This is a genomic window from Desulfoluna sp. HI9BLuna (assembly GCF_056829775.1).
Map to the genome: position 1 here is coordinate 1,652,403 of NZ_CP186555.1, position 17,997 is coordinate 1,670,399.

Here is a 17,997-nt window from a genome sequence, read left to right on the forward strand (position 1 = left end):
ATCACCCGTTTCTCGTCTTTTGAGATGACAAAATAAGCCCGTCAAAAATCCTTGCCAATTCGGTCGTCAAAGCCTTGGCTTCAAACTTCCGATAATCCCTCCCTTCGACGTCTTCGGCGGACTGAGCCTGCCTAAATACGTCGATAATAGCCTCCTCTATGCTCTTAGGGTCGTCGGCACTCGCTACCACTCCAAGGCCGTATTTTTCCATGAACTCTTGCGTGGCTCCCTCACCGCACAAAGCAAGAATAGGCTTTTGGGAACGGACATATTCAAAAAGTTTGGCCGGAATCTGCAGGTGGGTATCCGGCTGAATGAGAAGAGCGATATCCGATTGAAACAGCATCCTTAACGCTTCCTTCTTGGGGACGACACCCCCACAGATTATTGCTGACCGCAATGGATGTGAGCCGACAAGGTTATTGATACGGGTTTCATCCACATGGCCGATGAATCGAACCTCAAAATCTTGCCCCTTCAGCTTTCCGGTGTCCATCAGCCGGGCCAAGGCCTGAAGAAAGCTATCGGGGGTGCGTTTTCCGTAAAGGTTACCAACATGGGTCACCACCACAGGGGACATACCCGATGCACTGGTCTCCAGGTCAACGTACTCCGCCTCGTTATAACCATTTGTGATGGTATGGCTCTTGTCCCTGCAGCCCGCCGTGTCGGCCAACAAGGTACGCAGTGGCTCCGTATTAGCGATGACCGCATCGGCCTGTCGGAGGCAACATCTCTCCAAAAATCGGTTCACACGCCTGCGCAGCCCAAAATTCAACTCATCATAGGGATTGCCTACCCAAGGGTCCCTAAAATCGATAACTAGCGGTATGTTAAAATGCATCTTTAAAATCAGCCCGATGAGAAACGAAGTCCAGGGTCCACCAGACGCATAGATCAAATCGGGTTTTTTATTGCGACAAATATGAAAACCTACAGCAAGCCCATGGGGAAGCCATCCCACCTGCTTATCAGGGGTACAGCACGCCAAAGTCACAATGTCCTTTACCCTCTGCCAAATCCCCTTTCTGATCAGTTTCAAAGGCCTTTCTGTCTCAATCTGAATAGCCCATTCAGGGGAGGCTCCACGCCTAAAATGGTTATTGAGGCCAACCACAGCCTCAAGACACTGAAAACATTTCGTCTTATAAACAGACACTGAGCAATCAACTCTGGCATTCAGCCCCTCATCTATTAATGTACCTTTTTCGTAATGGCTGGGATGAACGGAGAGCACCATTGGGGCCCAGCCAAGGTTTGGAAGGTGCTTTACAAAATTTAAGACCCGAAAAACTCCTGTCCCGGCAAAGGGCGGAAACTGGTAGCTGATGCACAACACACGTTTTTTGTTCATCACAACTCCATTAAAATCCGAATCACTAACACTTTAAAGAAGCAAGCCTCTTGAAATACATGCTCAAGGATTTTCATTTACTTCAGCAGACCGATGCACCCGAAAACAACTAAAACCGTAACATAACAATATGATAGTTTTTTTCTTGGGGGGGGGGGGGGGGAGTTCCCGTATTTCACCTGAACTTTTGGATTGTTTTTGAGCTACCTGTCTACCGTGCCAAAACACTCCGCATGTGTTTCGTGTGAAGAGGTGAGTTGCCCCACAAATCCATTAACCAAAACGCACCATATCGGTTTCGATCTTTAAAACCTCATGGATAGCCTCGCTCCTCATTACTGGAATGTTGGGCTACCTCTACGACAGAAAGAAGCACTGGCACTAACGCCGCAACCAAGTAAATACATTCAAAATAAAGACGGTCAATGAAAATTGAAGACGCAAAAAAACCAGCCAGCCCCGTTTCCAAGGCGTAGGTATGGGCAAGCATGTGATTCCGAAGGCCCTTGTCAATCCCTGTGATCCCATGAAGTTTACTGCGAGTCCGTCGTGCCCCTTTGAAGAGAAGCAGGATAAACATCATGTAAATAGCCAGCCCAAGTGCTCCTTGCTCGGTCACCACCAAGAGATAGGTATTGTGGGAAGCCCGCCTCCCCACTGTTTTTTCAATCAAATGATCCGGGAGATAAGAGGTGCTCAATAGGGAGAATCCCCCGCCACCGCACCCCAGTGGATAGTCTTTTATCATGCGCAGGCCGTACATCCAGATTTCTGTCCGCCCGGCACTTTGATCCTCGATTTTCTCTTCTCCCCCGAACAACCGGGTAACCCGCTCAACATAGCCTTTATCCATGACCCCCAGCACCACAACCGAGGCCACCGCTAATCCTATGATAATTTTTTTTATGCCCACGTCCCTGCGAGCGCCCCAGGCGAAAACCCCCGTAGCCACTAACAGGCCAATGAAGCCACCCCGGCTCCTTGTCATGGCAAACATATTGAGAATAAAGGGAACAAATAAAAATGAGACAACTTTTTCAAGCCTGCTTCCAAAAAATAAAAACACCACGAGAAAGGGCAATACCAATACCACAAGAGCGGCAAGCATGTTGGCATCCGAGGCGTCCGGCAGCCCCACACCGTCCAGGCGCACCCCGGAAAAATAGTGCCGCGCAAGCAAGGCAAGATAAAAACAATGAAACAAAATGGACAGGGCAAACAAACGATACTGATCAAACGTCTTCACGGTCCTGCACACCAGATAAAAAAAGAGAACATATCTGAAAAAATCGTAGAGCCTCACCATAGAGCGATCGGTATTGTAGGATAGGGGAAGGATACAAATCATGAGGATCAAAAGCAGGATCAGCGCCTTCAAGGGCGCGTTCATCCCCTCCTTGAGATGATCCTTGTGGATCACACAGCTTGCCATCACAACGCCTGCCGACAAAAAACTCCACCTTAGATCCGGCACGCTGGCGGCCCACCATTGATGGGAAGGGATGTTAAAGTAGACAAAGACATAGGTCAGCACAGCCCAAAAAGGTCCCCGGAAGAGCCCGGCCCCCCACCCAATGGCCACAACAAGAAGATAAAAAATTGGATAGACCATATTAGTAGTTGACTTATTTCGTTTTCAGCATTCGGTGAGTGTGGAGTTGTCGAATTGCAAAGCTCACCTTCGCCTATGCTGCAACCATCATTCAATCAACAACCAGAGATAAACGCAGACAAATAGCATATTAATCATAGAGCGAAGGGATTTAGCCCCTTACAATTTGGAGACCCCATTTTCCAACGATTTTCTCTAAGAGGGTAACATCATGAAAGCCACTTGCGCCCCCAAAGCTCGAAAAAAAGAATCGCCCAGATTTCATAGGAAAAGTCCCGCTGCCCTTTTTGATGCTGCCTCCAAAGCCTTGCAACAGCATTGCCGTCAAGGTAATCACTGCAGACGCTGTCCCTTGTTAAAACGTTATCCTCAAAAAGGGGCCTCAAATCGTTCTTCAGCCAGGAGGACAGTGGGATGGAAAAGCCCTTTTTCTCACGGTACAAGCAGTCATGGGACAAGTGGCCGGACAGGGATTTTTTAAAAATGTACTTCCCTTCCCGTCTTTTCAGCTTGAGGCCGGACGGTACGGTGGCCACCAATTCCATGAACTCATGATCCAAAACCGGGACCCTCACCTCCAGGGAGTTCGCCATGCTCGTCCGGTCCACCTTGGTGAGGATGTCGTCCACGAGATAGGTCTTCATATCGAGGTACTGAATCCGGGAGAGTGGGCAGGGGGTATCCGCCTTTCGGTAGTGGGCTCTGAAATGCGCCATGGGCGAATAGCTTCCCACCTGTGCCATAAACCCTTCCGTAAAAAGATCGGGTGCCCCCTGAAACCAGGTCATGGAGTTGTAGTAGCCTTCCACCGGATCCCGGGAGAGATTCGTCAGCAGGGTCTTGGCCCTCATCCACTGGGGCAGGCGATCGCCCTTGGGGTAAAGGGCTGCGGCACCGCCGATGAGGCTGCGCCTGGCCCAGGCCGGAAACATTCCCCTCAGGCGATTTTCCAGAACATCGAAGAGGTACCGTCTGTACCCGGCGAAATTTTCGTCCCCACCGTCCCCGGACAGGGCCACAGTCACCTGCTCCCTTGCCACCTTGGAGACGCAATAGGTGGGCAGGGCCGAGGAGTCGGCAAAGGGCTCATCAAAGACCTCCACCAGCTTTTCCAAGATATCCGCGCAATCCGGGGCCACCACCTTTTCGTGGTGGCAAGTGCCGTATTGCTCGGCGATATCCCGGGCAAAGGGAAGCTCGTTAAAGCCCCCTTCGGCAAAGCCGATGGACGCGGTGGTCACGGGCTCCCCTTTCAAGGTCGCCATCAGGGCCACCACCGCGCTCGAATCCACCCCACCGCTCAAAAAAGCGCCCAACGGCACGTCGCTGACCATGCGCACGTCCACGGATTCGGTGAGTTTGTCGATGATTCGTCGGCACCACTGCTCCTCCGAAAGCTCTCGGGTCTCGGCAAAAGAGATGTCCCAGTACTCTTTTTCCACCAGGGCGCCCTTCTCCAGGGTTAGGGTATGCCCCGAGCGGAGCTTGTGTATCCCTTCAAAGATAGTTTTCGGACCAGGCACGTACATAAAATGGAAGTAGTCGAAGGCGGCGTCTGGACGCAGGGATTTGGGCACTCCCGGGCACGCCAGAATGGCCTTGATCTCTGACCCAAAGACAAACCGCTTGTCGTCTAAGAAGTAATGCAGGGGTTTGATGCCCAGCCTGTCCCGGGCAGCGAAGACCCTATCTTGCCTTCGGTCCCAGAGCACAAAGGCAAACATGCCCCTGAACCGCGTTACGCACCCGTCACCCCACTCCTCATAGGCATGGACAATAACCTCGGTGTCCGAGTCCGTCTCAAAGAGGTGCCCTTTTTGCTTCAAAAGGGCCCGGAGCTCACGGTAATTGTAGATCTCACCGTTATAGGTGATCCACACCTCCCCGGTCTCGTTGGCCATGGGCTGGTGCCCAGTGGACAAATCGATGATGCTCAACCTGCGGTGTACAAGGCCCACATGGCCGGGACCGCCGCACCCTTTCCATTTGTCACTTCGGTGCCCTGCCCCGCCGTTAATGAAAAAACCCTCGTCGTCCGGCCCCCGGTGGGCCAGCACGTCCCCCATCCCTTGAAGCACAGTTGGGGAGACAGGCTCTTTATCCAGATTGATAACACCGGCAATACCGCACATAACGCCTTCTTTCTTTAAGAAAATAAGCCACGGGCCATTAATGACATGGCCCGGCACTCAGACAAGGGCCACCACCCCTTCTGCGTTGGTGGTCCAATAATAGCCCCGCTCACGAAGGATCGAAGAGGCCTGTGCGCCCAAGGCCCCGGAGCGATCGGTGTCTGCGGCACACGCCAGCATGACCCTTGCCATGTCCTCCGGGTCACTCTCGGAGAACAGGGCGCCGTATCCTTGGCCGAAAATCTCCCGCATGTTCTCTTTGTCCGGGGCAATGACCCCTTTTCCCATGGCCATGTACTCAAAGACCTTCATGGGAGACGCGTAGTCCGTCACGTCGGGCTGGAGCGCAACGTCAAAAGCTGCGATATATCCCGGCACCTCCTGCCTGGGCACCGGCCCGGTGAAAGTCACCCCGCTTTCGTAAATCCCCTTTGCCCTTGCAAACCACTCCAAATCGGGGCAGGCAGGCCCGTCCCCCACAAGCATGATGTGCATGCCCTTGTCCGCCATGCCATGCGTGCAAAACACCTCGAGCAGTGCCTCCAGGCCATGCCATTTCCGAAACCACCCCACGAACCCCAGCACGGTCTTTCCCTGAAGGCCGTATCGCTCACGCACGGCGGCACCGGAGCCCCGGGCCGAAAAATGGTCCGGGTTGATCCCGTTGGGCATCACCACGATCTTCTCTTCAGGCACCCCCGAGGCGGTAAGGATCTTTTTCAAGGGCGTGGAGACCACAAGGGTCCTATGAGCCCGGGAACAGATAAACCGCTCGGTCAACCGAGCCAATTTCCCCATGACCAGGGAGCCGTACATGGCCTTTTCCAGGGCCAGGGGTGCGTTGACCTCCAAGACCAGCGGAACCTTGCAAAAAGCAGAAACCAACACGCCGGACACATTATGCAAGGCGTAGCGTTCGTAGATAAAATCGGGTTTTTCCCGTCGCACCTCGGCACGCAGCACAAAAAAACCGTACACGTTGTAGAGGAGCTCCAGCACCTCGTAGGCCCAGGCGGGAACCAGGGAGGCGAACCGACTGATGGAGAACCCGGTGCCGGTGCTCGCGGCCCCGGGCTCGATGAGCCCCACCACCGTCACCTTGTGGCCCAGCCGCCGGAATGCCCGGATCAACTCGGCGATGTGGATACCCTGGGCATCTTCAGCCCGTGTTCGATGGTGATAGAGAATCTTCATAAAACGCCCTTCATCGCTCCTAATGGGTTCGGTTCCCGTTTACGAAACCATATCCCGAATTTTCCGTATATTCCCGGCCCAGGTGTACTCACGTTCCACATACCGTCGCGCCGCCTGGCCCAGCGTGGCCCTCGCATCCGGGGAGGCCATGAGTGAGTTCACAGAAGCCGCGAATCGATAAGCGGTGTCGGCCACCACCACATGCTCCCCATGCCGGGCCCCAATGCCTTCCACGGCCTGGGGGGTTGCAACCACCGCCTTGCCCATGGCCATGGCCTCCAGGACCTTGTTCTGGACCCCCCTTGCAATGCGCAAAGGGATAACGCACAGGTCAGCCTCCCGGTACCAGGGCCTGATATCCTCCACAAACCCTGTTACGTTCACGCCGCTTTTCCCCGCAAGGGCCCTTACCGAGGCGTGGGGGTTGCTCCCCACAATGTTGAAAACCGTACCGGGTAAGGTCCCGGAGATGGCTGGCAGCACGGATCGACAAAACCAGGAGACCCCTTCCACATTGGCGTAGTAGTCCATGGCCCCTGCAAACATAAGCGTGGGTTCCCTTTGGATCGAAGTTCGAAATGGAACCTCGTCATTAAAGTAGTCGCAGTCCACACCATTGGGAACCACCGAGATGTTGCGTGCATCCCTGCAGCGCCCCTTGAACAGAGCAGCCTCTTTCTCCGAGACAAAAATGGAGTAATCAAAAAGGTGGTTGATCCTTCGTTCGTAGTCCAGAAGCCGCATCCCCTCCCGACGAAAGACCATCCCGGGCAACGGGCCGTGCTTGGCGGCATACTGGATCCACTTCTCCGAATCCACGTCGCAAAAATCCATGACCAGGCGCATGGAGCCGCCCTTTGTGGCGATAAAATCATCCTCCAGCAGGTACTGGGCCATGGGGGAAGAAAAACAGATCACCGCATCGTAGGGCGTCTCCCGGGTCCAGGCGTTGAAAATCCGCTGAAACCTGTGACGGTAAAAATAGCGTTCGGAGATGGTCGCCCCCTTCAAAAAACTGCAAATCCCGTTCACCTTGGCTTTGAAGGTGTTCAGGGGCAGCACCGCCACCTTCCGGCACAAAGCGGAAAGTTCTTTCCGGTGCTTGAGGTCCCGCCGGTCGTCGGCAAGGCAGATCAGGTCCACCTCGTGGTTTAAAGCAAGGTGCCGGATGGTGTTGTAGGACCTTATTTTATCCCCCTTGTTGGGGGGGTAGGGAATTCTGTGGGCAAGGTACAGGACGCGGCTCATGGGCTCCACTTGGTCAAAAAAGAAAGGGTCATATTGCCTCCGGCGGCCCTGCCGGGGGCCAAACTTTTGTCTGATTTATTAAAAGCGGGTTTGACAAACAGGTCTTGCGTATAACTCCGGCTCATTTGTTAGCTCTTGATAACTCGACAATTCAAAACGCAACGTTTAAGTCTTCCCTTCTGGTGCTCAGCCCCAAAGGCTGAGCACCAGAAGGGAAGACAACCGAAACGTTTTTTGCGGAGTTTTTTTTCAAAAAAGCGACCCGCCGGAGGCAATAGAATCTCAGACAAGATACTTGGACAGCATGGGCCCGGCCACCCGGGTTGCCTGAAGCGGCATGCGCCGCCACATCTCGATACGCCTCTGGTACTTGGGGTTGGCCGGGCTCAGGTCGGGCATCTCGCCCACGTCCAGGAGGTGGTACTGGTACGCCAGAGGTTCCGGCTCAAAACCCCAGTTCTTTTTGAAGTGAAAGGAGCCTGTCCCCTTTTTGCTGCGGCCGAAGTCAAAGCAGTGGCACCCTTTCCAGCTGGCGTCCCGCATGAGCTCCCAGTACATAAAATCGTTGGGGGCCAGGTGCCTGAGCCGGAAGTCCGAGCCCGCATAGTAGGGGATCACGTTGTTTTTGTAGTAAAAGGTGAGCACTGCAGAGGCCACCCTGCCCTCGGGGGTCCGCACCACCATGATGCGGGCATTTTCCCCGCAGCAGGAGAGAAAATTGGCGAAGAACCGCTTCTGGAACACCGGGGTGCCCAGCCTGTGGTAGTTCTTGGAGAGGATATCGTAAAACTCGTCGAGGAGATGATCCCCGAACTCCGAGGTGAGCCCCATCTTGATGCCCTTGCGCACCATGGCCCGTGATTTTCTGGGGATGGCCTTCAGGTTGTCATCGTCGCTGGAAGAGATCTCTTTTTTAAAATTGTAATAGAGATCCTTGGTGGGCAGATCCGGCATGCCGTGGCGGTTTCGAAACTCCACGTAGTGACACTTTGTCTTTTTGGCAATCCTGGCCGATTCATCCAGGAGTTTTGCCGTCACCTCCTCCGAGTCGGCAATGGGCCCCCCGGTCTCGGCAAAGGGTGTGGAAACCACAAAGTGCCCGAACAAAAGGCTCTTGATCTCAAACAGGGGCAAAACGCCCACGATCCTGGCCTCTTCGTCTTCGGCTATCAGATACCAGGACCGATGCCCGAAGGTGGTCTCCACCACGTGTTTCCACGACACCAGATGAAAAAAGGTGCCGTCGGCGTGGCCGTTGACATACCGATCCCACCGCTCTTCATCCCCGGGTTGAAAAACCCTCACCGTTACCATACGTATTCTCCCCTTTCCCGTCTGCAAACATCACCCCCTGCCATCACGCGCACCGTTGCGCATCAGCGCGTCCTTCGCCGGTCACCTCGTTCAGATAGCTCCGGCATCCTGTGAACCGGCTCCCTTTCAGCCCGCTAAAACAATGAGTCAGCTTTCGGGCCGTTGCCCCAAGGTTGACGTAGTGCCTGAAGGCATACTGGGCCGATGCCCCTTTCACCCTGGGCTGACCGGGATCCAGCTCCCAGGGGTGGGTGTAAAAGACAAAAGCCCCGTCCTGGTCCATCTGGCGGCGCAGCCCCGCCATATAAACCGGTGCCGGGATCATCCTGAAGTACCCCCCGCCTCCCCAGGGGATAACCTGGCTTGCTGCCGTCAGGTTGCTGACAGGCATCTCATAAAACGAGTCGTCAAGTTCAATGGCAATGCCCCTTCGGGGATAACCCGAGACATCCAGCCTGCCGTACCGGCCGTGCCGGTCAAAGGAGTTGTAACTGGAGTCGTAGCGGTATCCGCACTCCTGAATAAGGGACAGCACCTCTTTGTTCACGGCAAAACTCGGAGCCCGATACCCCTGCACCGCCTCTCCGATGGTGTCCTCCAGAAGCTTTCGGCTCCGAACCAGGTCTTCCCGCAAGGCCTTTTGAGTCTGCATGGCGGGCAGGTGATGATTGAACCCGTGGGAGGCGATCTCATGGCCGCAGGTGTGAATCTCCCGAACCAGGTTGGGATAGCGCTCGGCAAGCCAACCCAGCACAAAAAAAGTGGCCTCCCGCCTTTCTTCTCCCCCGTCCAGAAGATCAAGGAGCCGGTGGATGTTTTTCTCCACGCGCAGTTCCCGGTGCGGCCACGATTCAAAGGGAATCCACGGCTTGAAGTTCTCCACCTGAAACCAGTCTTCAACATCCACGGTGAAGAGGAACGCCCGAGGCCGTAAGGGCCTCCGGCCGGAGGTAAAATGGGTTACAGTAACCGGACAGTCCATGATACGAATCCATTCACCTGTCTAAACATTGATTTACAAAATATAGAAAAAAAAGTGCCCCCCCAAAGGCCACCAGACCTGAAAGATCATGCATCGTCCCTTTGGCCGTCTCAGGGCTGACGTACACGGCCAGCAGCCCGGTTGTCGTCAGCCGGACCACATTCACCAGAACGGCAATGGGAACCGAGGACAAAAACAGCACCCACTTTTTCCAAGGGGACAGGGAGGAAAGAAAAGCAAAGGCAGCGCCCAGGGCCAAAAGGCTCATGAGGGACCGGAGCCCGGAGCAGGCGTCCACAACCTCTAAGGTTGTGGTGGCCAGCTGGAGGACGTTGCCTTCCCGAAACACGGGCACACCCAGCAGGGACAGTGCCTGAGCCGCTCCGGAAGCGGCCATGAGCTGAAGGGGAAAGGCGATCTTGTTCCAAATGATGGCCGGCAGCGGAATCATGAACACCAGGTAGCACAGGGGCACGGCCAACGCCTTGGCCCACTGCCTACCCAGGCAAAAGAGGATCACACCGGCCAGGGTAATGAGCATGGAGCATCGCATCACAAAGAGTTCTGCCCCCACGGTCCCCACCCAGAAGAGCAGCAACCCGCCCCCCAACACGGCCAGCCCCAGGTTCCAGGGAGCGACGGAAAGGGCCCTGAGCCGCTCTTTGTCCCGCCAGACCAGAAACCCGGAGATCAAGGGCACGAGGTACCCGTGGGAAAAATTGGGGTTGGTGCTCCAGTCCGTGGTGAGTTCGGTGAGGGTCCCTAAGTACAAGAAACCGAAGGAGGCCACGAGAAGCGCCCCGTAAGCGAAGCCCACCGCCTTGGTATTGGTTTGTGTCAGTCTATGAAGGAAGGTATGCATGAAGAAGTGGTGCCAGGTCATGGGCAAAGGATTTCAGTGTTTGGGTGCTGGCCTCGACATCCCCGTCCCGCACCGGGGAAATGAGCCGGACAAAGGAGCCGTCGGTACGCCGTTTCAAAATGGAGTCCACCACAAGATAGATTTTCTGCATGTACTCCGAAGAGATGATCCGCCCCCGGGACTGGAACCAGTAAAGCACCACGTTGCGCTTCCCGCTGTTTTCCACCACCAGGCGGATCACCTGAAAAGGGTCGGCCTCATCAGGGCCGGGAACCTCTTCCAGGGACGACTCGATGATGGCCCAGCCCGATCCGGGCATGCAGTTCTTGGGAGAATGGATGAGGTCCCCCTTTTTCTGGCTGTGGTAGTACCCGATGTAGAGCTGGACTAGATCGCCCCGGGGGGTCCTGTAGTTGCTCAGGATGGAGTCGTCCACGCCCAGGGTCCTGTAGACGGCCTCGTCAAAGCGCCCCTTCTCGCCGGACCACGTCCCGATCTCCATGGGAAAGGACTCAAAGGACTGTTTTAAGGGCACGGCCTCGGTGACATCCAGGGCCCTTATAAAAAGGGCCGAGCCAAGCATCAGCAGGGCAGCCAGGCACAGGCGCCCGTGGGGAATTTTTCTTCGGGCAGGCTGTGTCATAGAGCCTTCCCGGGCCTTAAGGCAGCCACATACCAGTCCATGGCCTCTTCAAGGCCTTGCCCGATGCGATGGGTGGGCAGGTATCCCAAAAGGCGCTCTGCCTTGGAGATATCGGCCTGGGAGTGCCGCACATCCCCGGCGCGGAAATCCCGATACACAGGCTCGGGCAACACCAGACCCTTTACCCGGACAGACAGGCTCTCCCGGATGGATCCAAAAAGGCTGTTCAAAGAGGTGCGATCCCCCACGGCCACGTTCACCACCTGGCTGAGGTCCCCTTCCAACTTCGCCGTGGCGGCCAGAAGGTTGGCCTGCACCGCGTTTTTCACGTAGCAGAAATCCCGGCTGGTCTCGCCGTCACCGTTGATGTAGACGGGCTCCAGGTTGAGGCACGCGGCAATCCATTTGGGAATCACCGCCGCATAGGCACCCTCGGGGTCCTGGCGGGGGCCGAAGATGTTGAAGTAACGAAGCCCCACCGAAGCCGTGCCGTAGGTTCGGGCAAAGACATCGGCGTAAAGCTCGTTGACATACTTGGTGACCGCGTAGGGCGACAGGGGCCTGCCAATGGTCTCCTCCACCTTGGGCAGACCCGGATGATCTCCGTAGGTGGAGCTGGAGGCGGCGTAGACAAACCGTTTCACCCGGCTGTCCCGGGCCGCCACCAGCATGTTGAGAAACCCGGTGTTGTTGCTGGCATGGGTTGCCAGGGGGTCTTCGATGGAACGGGGCACCGAGCCCAGGGCGGCCTGGTGCAGGACATAATCCGCACCCCGACAGGCGTTAAGGCAGGTCTCCGGGTCAATGATGTCTCCCCGGATCAGGTCGAAGCGGGCCCACTGGGCCTTTGTTACCAGGGACTGCACCTCCCGGAGGTTTGCTTCATGGCCCGTGGAAAAGTTGTCGAGCCCCACCACGTGCTGGTCCAGTTTCAACAGGGCCTCCAGGAGGTTGGACCCGATGAAACCGGCCACGCCGGTGACCAGCCAGGCCCGCGGTGTCCCTGCAAGCTCCTGTTCAAGGCGTTCAAAGGGCGTCATGATCACAGCCTCGCGTCCACCTGGTCTGTGGGAAACAGGTACTTGATGTCAAAGAGAAGGTGCTGCTCTTTGCCCAGGGCCCGGATGGCGTCGATGCCCATCTCCCGGAAGGCATCGTGGGCAACGGCCAAAATCACAGCATCGTAGCCGCCTTTCAACGGCTCCTTCACCGGAGAGATCCCGTACTCCTCTTCGGCCTCTTTTGCGTCGATCCACGGATCGTACACCGCCACCTCGGCATGGTACTCGGAAAGCTCCTGGACCATGTCCACCACCCGGGTGTTGCGAAGGTCCGGGCAGTTTTCCTTGAAGGTGAGGCCCATGATGAGCACCGAGGCGCCCTCGACCTGGATCCGCCGCTTGATCATCTGCTTGACCACCTCGGAGACCACGTAGGCGCCCATGCCGTCATTGATGCGCCTGCCCGCCAGGATAATCTCCGGGTGGTAGCCGATCTCCTGGGCCTTGTGGGTCAGGTAGTAGGGATCCACCCCGATGCAGTGCCCCCCCACCAGGCCGGGACGGAAAGGGAGAAAATTCCACTTGGTGCCTGCGGCCTTGAGCACCTCCTCGGTGTCAATGTCCATGCGCTTAAACATGATGGCAAGCTCGTTGATGAGGGCGATGTTGAGGTCCCGCTGGGTGTTCTCGATAACCTTGGCAGCTTCGGCCACGCGGATGGAGCCCGCCTTGTGGGTCCCTGCGGTGATCACCCTGGCGTAGAGGCCATCCACGAACTCGGAGGCCTCGGGGGTGGAACCGGAGGTCACCTTGAGGATGGAGGTCACCCGGTGCTCCTTGTCCCCGGGGTTGATGCGCTCCGGGCTGTACCCTGCATAAAAATCGGTATTCAGGCGCAGGCCCGAGACCTTTTCGATGATGGGCACGCACACCTCTTCCGTGGCCCCGGGATACACCGTGGACTCATAGACCACCACGTCACCTTTACCGATCACGCGGCCCGCAAGCTCACTGGCCGCCTCAAGGGGGGTCAGGTCCGGGCGCTTGTTCCCGTCGATGGGGGTGGGCACGGTGACGATATACACGTTGCAGGACTTCAGGGCCTCCGGGTCCGACGCATAGGAGAGGCATGTGGCACCGGCCAGCTCCTCCGGGGAAACCTCCAGGGTGGAGTCCTCTCCCCCTTGCAGCTCTCGGACACGCGCGTCGTTGATGTCGTAGCCCACCGTCTCAAACAGGCTGCCAAAGGCCACGGCCAGGGGAAGACCCACATACCCCAGGCCAATCACGGCAATCTTCATCTCTTGTTCAGGAATCACGGTTCACCCAGTTCGGTTATGTTGTTGGCATTATGAAAGGCAAGAATAAGGTGCCTTGCCCTCAGCGTGTATAGACATTAAAGGTCAGGGTAATGCTGTTTTCGTCGTACTCCTGGTCATTCAGGGTCGATCGCCTGACGCGGTGGCTGCCCTCAAGCCGGGCCACGCCCCACTTCCTGATCTGACGCTGGATCCCTCCCGCCAGGGTGACGGTCACGTCGCGTCGGTCCTCTTTTGCCGGGCGATTCTCCTGGTAATCATCCCCCCGCACCTCGCACTGCCCGTCCAGGCTCCATCCCCTGGCCGGGAGGTAGCTCCCGGTGACAAGGCCGGTGGCATAGGTGGTAAACCCCGGTGTATCAAAGTCTATATAATCCTCATCGTGGCCGGTTTCAAGGGAGGCAGTCAGGCTCCCCCGCGGCCAGGTTTTCTCTATCTCGGCGGTGCCCACCAATGAGAACTCGCAGGTGGTATCCCCGCCTTCTTCATCCCGGATCAGGACCCCTGCGCCCAGGTCGTAGCGCCCATGGGGCCACTCCCCGGCCAGCCCGGCATAGGGGTTGACGGTCAGGTAGTCGGTTCGCCCGTCGCTGGTATACGTGGAGACATCCACCTTGCCGAAGAGCCGCTTGATGGCGCTCACCGTCTGCTCTACCTCCAGGCTGGCCCATCCCTGCCTGTACGATGCGCTCGTATCGTACCACCCTTTGGCATAGCGCCCCTCAAGGATGGCTGCCCGATGGTCCCCCGTCATTGTCCGAAGGACGACCTCTCCTTCGGCCTCACGGCTGTCCTCGGAAACGCTCCTGCTGTCGTAGTCCAGGGAGCGGCCGGTACACGTCACATCAAAAAATTCATCCCGCCCTGTTTTCCGGTGCACCGTAAGGCTTGACGAGAGGTTTGTAACGGGCAGGCGTGAGGTCCCCTCCACGGGCTGCTGGTCCGAGGTCCCCTCTTCGCTGCGCTCCAGACGGGTGTTAAACAAAAGGTCCACACGCCTGGAGAGGTCCGCAGCCACCTCCAGGGCCGCTTCATGGCCCGCCTGATCGAGTTCCGGGTTTTTCCGGTACCAGGTATAACTCGGCCGGTAGGAAAGGGTGGCGGAGTGCCGGTGTCCGCCATGGGCTACATCCATCCAGGGCAGCAGCCTGAACAACACATCAGAGCTCCCGCCGGAGGGTTCAAGAAAGAGGTTGTCGTTGTACTCCACCTGGGAGGTGACCCCCACCTGAATCTCGGCCCAAGCCACTGGCCCAAGCCACGCCCCGGCCGTCCAGAGCACGGCAGCCAGGAAAGCAAGCGTCAGTATCGACCATCTCACGGGACCACAATGGTGTCGTCCGCCTGGATGACGAGGTTGCCCTTGAGGTCTTTTCCCGAGATGATGTCGAGGTAATTAACGGGAATCACCGTATCCTTCCCCTCCCCCCGCCTGAGCACGAAGATCTCTTTTTTCCTGGCCCACTCGGTGAAGCCTCCGGCCAGGGCAAAGGCCTGGAGCACGGTGAGTTCCTTGGTCAAAGCGTATTCCCCGGTCTGGGCAATCTCTCCCAGAATATAGAACCGACGGCTCCGCGCCTCCTTGAGAAGCACCGTCACCACAGGAGACTCAATGTACTTGCGCAGGACAATCTCCAGGTGGGCCTTGAGCTGGCGAGGGGTCTGGCCCTGGGCCCGGATGTCGTTGACCAGGGGCAGGGTGATCTTCCCGTCCAGGCGGACCACGATGTTTTCCACCGTAAAATCCGGTTCCTTCCAGACCAGGACATCAATAACATCCCCATAGCCCAGGGTATAGTTTTTCTCCTCGTCCTTGCCTTTCGGGGCCGCAAAAACCGTTTTTCCGGCCGATGACGCCAGCATCAGCACCATCATCATCACCGCCACAAGCCGACCACAAGACATAGCTTCGCCCCTCGGGTTACATGCCCCGCTTTTTTCCCCGTTTTGTCACGTCACCATCATCTTCAAACCAACCGCCTGACTACACCTCTTCCGATACGGCCCCGTGGCTGCCCGCTATCGGGCGCCCACACCAAAAAGGACCGTTCGGATGGTGCGGAACACAATGACCACGTCCATGAAAATGCTCATGTTCTTGATGTAAAAGAGATCGTAGTTGAGTTTTTCCATGGCATCTTCCACGGAATCCCCGTACTCGTAGCGCACCTGGGCCCACCCGGTGACCCCGGGCCGGACGATGAACCGCTCCGCGTAATAAGGCACCTGGGCCTCCAGCTGCTCCACGAAGTGCGCCCTCTCGGGACGGGGGCCCACAAGGCTCATGTCGCCTTTCAGCACATTGAAGAGTTGGGGAAGCTCATCGATCCGCCATTTTCGGATAAATCTGCCCACCCGGGTCACCCGGGGGTCTTCCCGGCTGGCCCATACCGGTCCGCTCAGGGCCTCGGCGTTCTCCACCATGGACCTGAACTTGTAGAGCCTGTAGGGTTTGTGCCGAATCCCCAGGCGATCCTGGGAAAAAAAGATCGGGCCCGGGGAATCCCATTTGATAAAAAAGGCAGTCACCAGAATCAGGGGAGAAAAAAAGAGCAGGAGCGCAACAGAGGCCACCAGGTCTTCCAGGCGCTTGACCATGTTCCGGACCCTGCTTTTTCTGAAGCCGTTGGAAAAAATCAGCCAGGTGGGATTGATGGAGGAGACGAGGAATTTTCCCGTGAGCATCTCATAAAAAGTGTTTCCCTCCACCACGTCGATGCCGCTGACCCGGCACAGCAGGAGCTCGTCGATGGGAAAATTCCCCCGCTTCTCTTTCAGGGCCACCACGATGCGCTTAACACCGTTCTCCCTGGCACGGACCGCCAGGCCCTGACAGGTGTCGATCCGGGGGGCCTTCACCGACGAAATCTTATCCAAAGGACGCGGCGAAATGATTCCCTTCACACAATACCCGCAGTCGATCTCGGTCTCAGTCTCCCGGCAGATATCGATGGCCAGGTCGCCGTCCCCGATGATGTAGATACTCTGGCTCAGCACACCGGACTTGAGCAGGTAAACATAGAAAAACCGCCAGATGGACAGGATGGTCACCACCACCGGAATGTAGATAAAAAAGAAGCGCGTGCCGATGATGGCCTGGCTGAACGCCGCATAAAACAGCGCCAGCAGGATCATGGCCGCGCCAAAGGATTGAAACAGCTTAAAGGCAAGGTCCGTGTACCCTTTTGTGTCTTTCAGGCTGTAAATATTGTTGCAGTAAAGACAAAAAATACAGGTGGAAACCACAAGGCCCGCCTTGAGGGAGAGACCCGAAAGGTCCCCTGCCCCCTGCCCCTCCACAAACAGGGACGAGGCCAGCAGGATACACAGGTAAAGAAGCACGCTTTCAAGGGCAATCAAAAACAGGTTGCGAATGGTATAATACCTTCTGAACACTTCAATCATGTCAATCCACATCCACCATCTATGATCCGTTGATTCGTAAGACAGCCCCGTTGGTATCGGGGACTTCCGATGTCACTTGGGAACCCGCAGGCCCCTTGCCGGGAGAGTTCATGGGAACACGACTCGGCCAAAACCATAAGGAGAGAATTTATACTTCCGGTGCAAAGGGCTTACCCTTCTCCGCTGCCGCTTTTTCCATAAGGGTAATGGGTCCTGTAACCGTACCCCACGCCAAAGGGGGCTTTGTGCCTGTTCAGGACAATGCCCACCACACGGGAGCGGTCCAACCGCTCCAGCAAATCCGCCACGGACTTTTTGAGCGTCTTATCATTTCGCACCACCACGATGATTCCATCCACATGCTTGGCCAGGGCAATGGTTTCCGGCGCAAACAAAGGGGGCGGAGAATCGATGATCACGTACCGGTCCTCATAACGTCCCCGGACCTCACCAATCATGCGCGTCATGGTGGAGGAGGTGATCAGCTCCGACGGGTTGGGCACACCTCCCCCCGCCGGAAGGACGGACAGTTTGTCAATGTCGGTATGATAGATCACCTCTTCCAGGGTGCATCGGTGATTCAGGTAGTAATCCAGCCCCGGAGCCTGGGGGGACAGGGAAAAATAGGCGGCCATGGAGGGGTGCCTCATGTCGCTGTCCACCACGAGCACATGGTTGTCCATGCTGCCGGCAATGGAGGCCGCGATGTTGGCGGCCACAAAGGTCTTGCCCTCCCCCGGAACCGCGCTTGTCACAAGGAGCGTCCGTATCTCGCGGCCGTCGGCCGGGAACATGATGGAGGTCTTGACTGCGCGAAACTGCTCCGCCCCGAACCCCCAGGGGTCGAACCGGGCCACCAGCGTTCCGGGCCCCCCGCCGCCGCCCTGCCCCGCCCCCTTGCGGGGAACTGCTTTCCGAAATATGCCCATGG

15 protein-coding genes are annotated in these 17,997 nt (G+C 56.9%); all 15 read right to left on the reverse strand.

All coding sequences use genetic code 11. The annotated features are described in order from the left end of the window. Nucleotide 1: 1 nt before the first annotated feature. Nucleotides 2-1,354 carry a glycosyltransferase gene (locus tag ACOYW0_RS06450; protein ID WP_482417727.1) on the reverse strand — a complete coding sequence of 451 codons (1,353 nt, stop codon included), beginning with the start codon at nt 1,352-1,354 and terminating at the stop codon, nt 2-4. A gap of 313 nt (nt 1,355-1,667) precedes the next feature. Further along, on the reverse strand, nt 1,668-2,966 hold the full coding sequence (locus tag ACOYW0_RS06455) for an O-antigen ligase family protein (RefSeq protein WP_482417728.1): 1,299 nt from the start codon (nt 2,964-2,966) through the stop codon (nt 1,668-1,670). A gap of 209 nt (nt 2,967-3,175) precedes the next feature. Continuing rightward, nucleotides 3,176-5,098: an asparagine synthase (glutamine-hydrolyzing) gene (gene asnB / locus ACOYW0_RS06460; protein ID WP_482417729.1), complete on the reverse strand. Its 1,923-nt coding sequence runs from the start codon at nt 5,096-5,098 to the stop codon at nt 3,176-3,178. 57 nt (nt 5,099-5,155) lie between these two features. Continuing rightward, nucleotides 5,156-6,292, reverse strand: coding sequence for a glycosyltransferase family 4 protein (locus tag ACOYW0_RS06465; RefSeq protein WP_482417730.1), 1,137 nt, complete (start codon nt 6,290-6,292; stop codon nt 5,156-5,158). 39 nt (nt 6,293-6,331) lie between these two features. Continuing rightward, a complete protein-coding gene (locus ACOYW0_RS06470; RefSeq protein ID WP_482417731.1) occupies nt 6,332-7,540 on the reverse strand; it encodes a TIGR03087 family PEP-CTERM/XrtA system glycosyltransferase in 1,209 nt (402 codons plus the stop codon). Nucleotides 7,541-7,822: 282 nt separating this feature from the next. Further along, on the reverse strand, nt 7,823-8,854 hold the full coding sequence (locus ACOYW0_RS06475; RefSeq protein WP_482417732.1) for a FemAB family XrtA/PEP-CTERM system-associated protein: 1,032 nt from the start codon (nt 8,852-8,854) through the stop codon (nt 7,823-7,825). Between the two features lie 43 nt (nt 8,855-8,897). Next, nucleotides 8,898-9,836 carry an XrtA system polysaccharide deacetylase gene (locus tag ACOYW0_RS06480; RefSeq protein WP_482417733.1) on the reverse strand — a complete coding sequence of 313 codons (939 nt, stop codon included), beginning with the start codon at nt 9,834-9,836 and terminating at the stop codon, nt 8,898-8,900. Between the two features lie 13 nt (nt 9,837-9,849). After that, entirely contained in the window at nt 9,850-10,719 is an 870-nt protein-coding gene (gene xrtA / locus ACOYW0_RS06485) for an exosortase A (protein WP_482417734.1), read from the reverse strand. Then, nucleotides 10,679-11,341, reverse strand: coding sequence for an exosortase C-terminal domain/associated protein EpsI (locus tag ACOYW0_RS06490; protein WP_482417735.1), 663 nt, complete (start codon nt 11,339-11,341; stop codon nt 10,679-10,681). Before ACOYW0_RS06490 ends, xrtA begins: the two co-directional genes overlap by 41 nt. Continuing rightward, nucleotides 11,338-12,381, reverse strand: a complete 1,044-nt coding sequence (locus ACOYW0_RS06495) for an SDR family oxidoreductase (protein ID WP_482417736.1) — start codon at nt 12,379-12,381, stop codon at nt 11,338-11,340. Before ACOYW0_RS06495 ends, ACOYW0_RS06490 begins: the two co-directional genes overlap by 4 nt. A gap of 2 nt (nt 12,382-12,383) precedes the next feature. After that, the gene (tviB, locus tag ACOYW0_RS06500) at nt 12,384-13,661 is read right to left on the reverse strand and encodes a Vi polysaccharide biosynthesis UDP-N-acetylglucosamine C-6 dehydrogenase TviB (RefSeq protein WP_482417737.1); all 1,278 of its coding nucleotides are present in this window, start codon (nt 13,659-13,661) and stop codon (nt 12,384-12,386) included. Nucleotides 13,662-13,722: 61 nt separating this feature from the next. Further along, complete coding sequence (locus tag ACOYW0_RS06505) at nt 13,723-14,982, reverse strand: outer membrane beta-barrel protein (protein ID WP_482417738.1); 1,260 nt, start codon at nt 14,980-14,982, stop codon at nt 13,723-13,725. After that, nucleotides 14,979-15,566: a polysaccharide biosynthesis/export family protein gene (locus tag ACOYW0_RS06510; protein WP_180139609.1), complete on the reverse strand. Its 588-nt coding sequence runs from the start codon at nt 15,564-15,566 to the stop codon at nt 14,979-14,981. The genes ACOYW0_RS06505 and ACOYW0_RS06510 overlap by 4 nt, the downstream gene beginning before the upstream one ends. A gap of 114 nt (nt 15,567-15,680) precedes the next feature. Then, nucleotides 15,681-17,066: a sugar transferase gene (locus ACOYW0_RS06515; RefSeq protein ID WP_482417739.1), complete on the reverse strand. Its 1,386-nt coding sequence runs from the start codon at nt 17,064-17,066 to the stop codon at nt 15,681-15,683. 170 nt (nt 17,067-17,236) lie between these two features. Continuing rightward, nucleotides 17,237-17,995: a CpsD/CapB family tyrosine-protein kinase gene (locus tag ACOYW0_RS06520; protein ID WP_482417740.1), complete on the reverse strand. Its 759-nt coding sequence runs from the start codon at nt 17,993-17,995 to the stop codon at nt 17,237-17,239. Nucleotides 17,996-17,997 lie beyond the last annotated feature (2 nt).

What these genes read in the sequence shown, in the direction of transcription:
- ACOYW0_RS06450 (WP_482417727.1), bottom strand. Translation starts at nt 1,354, where the DNA reads ATGAACAAAAAACGTGTGTTGTGCATCAGCTACCAGTTTCCGCCCTTT.
- ACOYW0_RS06455 (WP_482417728.1), bottom strand. Translation starts at nt 2,966, where the DNA reads ATGGTCTATCCAATTTTTTATCTTCTTGTTGTGGCCATTGGGTGGGGG.
- asnB (WP_482417729.1), bottom strand. Translation starts at nt 5,098, where the DNA reads ATGTGCGGTATTGCCGGTGTTATCAATCTGGATAAAGAGCCTGTCTCC.
- ACOYW0_RS06465 (WP_482417730.1), bottom strand. Translation starts at nt 6,292, where the DNA reads ATGAAGATTCTCTATCACCATCGAACACGGGCTGAAGATGCCCAGGGT.
- ACOYW0_RS06470 (WP_482417731.1), bottom strand. Translation starts at nt 7,540, where the DNA reads ATGAGCCGCGTCCTGTACCTTGCCCACAGAATTCCCTACCCCCCCAAC.
- ACOYW0_RS06475 (WP_482417732.1), bottom strand. Translation starts at nt 8,854, where the DNA reads ATGGTAACGGTGAGGGTTTTTCAACCCGGGGATGAAGAGCGGTGGGAT.
- ACOYW0_RS06480 (WP_482417733.1), bottom strand. Translation starts at nt 9,836, where the DNA reads ATGGACTGTCCGGTTACTGTAACCCATTTTACCTCCGGCCGGAGGCCC.
- xrtA (WP_482417734.1), bottom strand. Translation starts at nt 10,719, where the DNA reads ATGACCTGGCACCACTTCTTCATGCATACCTTCCTTCATAGACTGACA.
- ACOYW0_RS06490 (WP_482417735.1), bottom strand. Translation starts at nt 11,341, where the DNA reads ATGACACAGCCTGCCCGAAGAAAAATTCCCCACGGGCGCCTGTGCCTG.
- ACOYW0_RS06495 (WP_482417736.1), bottom strand. Translation starts at nt 12,381, where the DNA reads ATGACGCCCTTTGAACGCCTTGAACAGGAGCTTGCAGGGACACCGCGG.
- ACOYW0_RS06510 (WP_180139609.1), bottom strand. Translation starts at nt 15,566, where the DNA reads ATGTCTTGTGGTCGGCTTGTGGCGGTGATGATGATGGTGCTGATGCTG.
- ACOYW0_RS06515 (WP_482417739.1), bottom strand. Translation starts at nt 17,066, where the DNA reads ATGATTGAAGTGTTCAGAAGGTATTATACCATTCGCAACCTGTTTTTG.
- ACOYW0_RS06520 (WP_482417740.1), bottom strand. Translation starts at nt 17,995, where the DNA reads ATGGGCATATTTCGGAAAGCAGTTCCCCGCAAGGGGGCGGGGCAGGGC.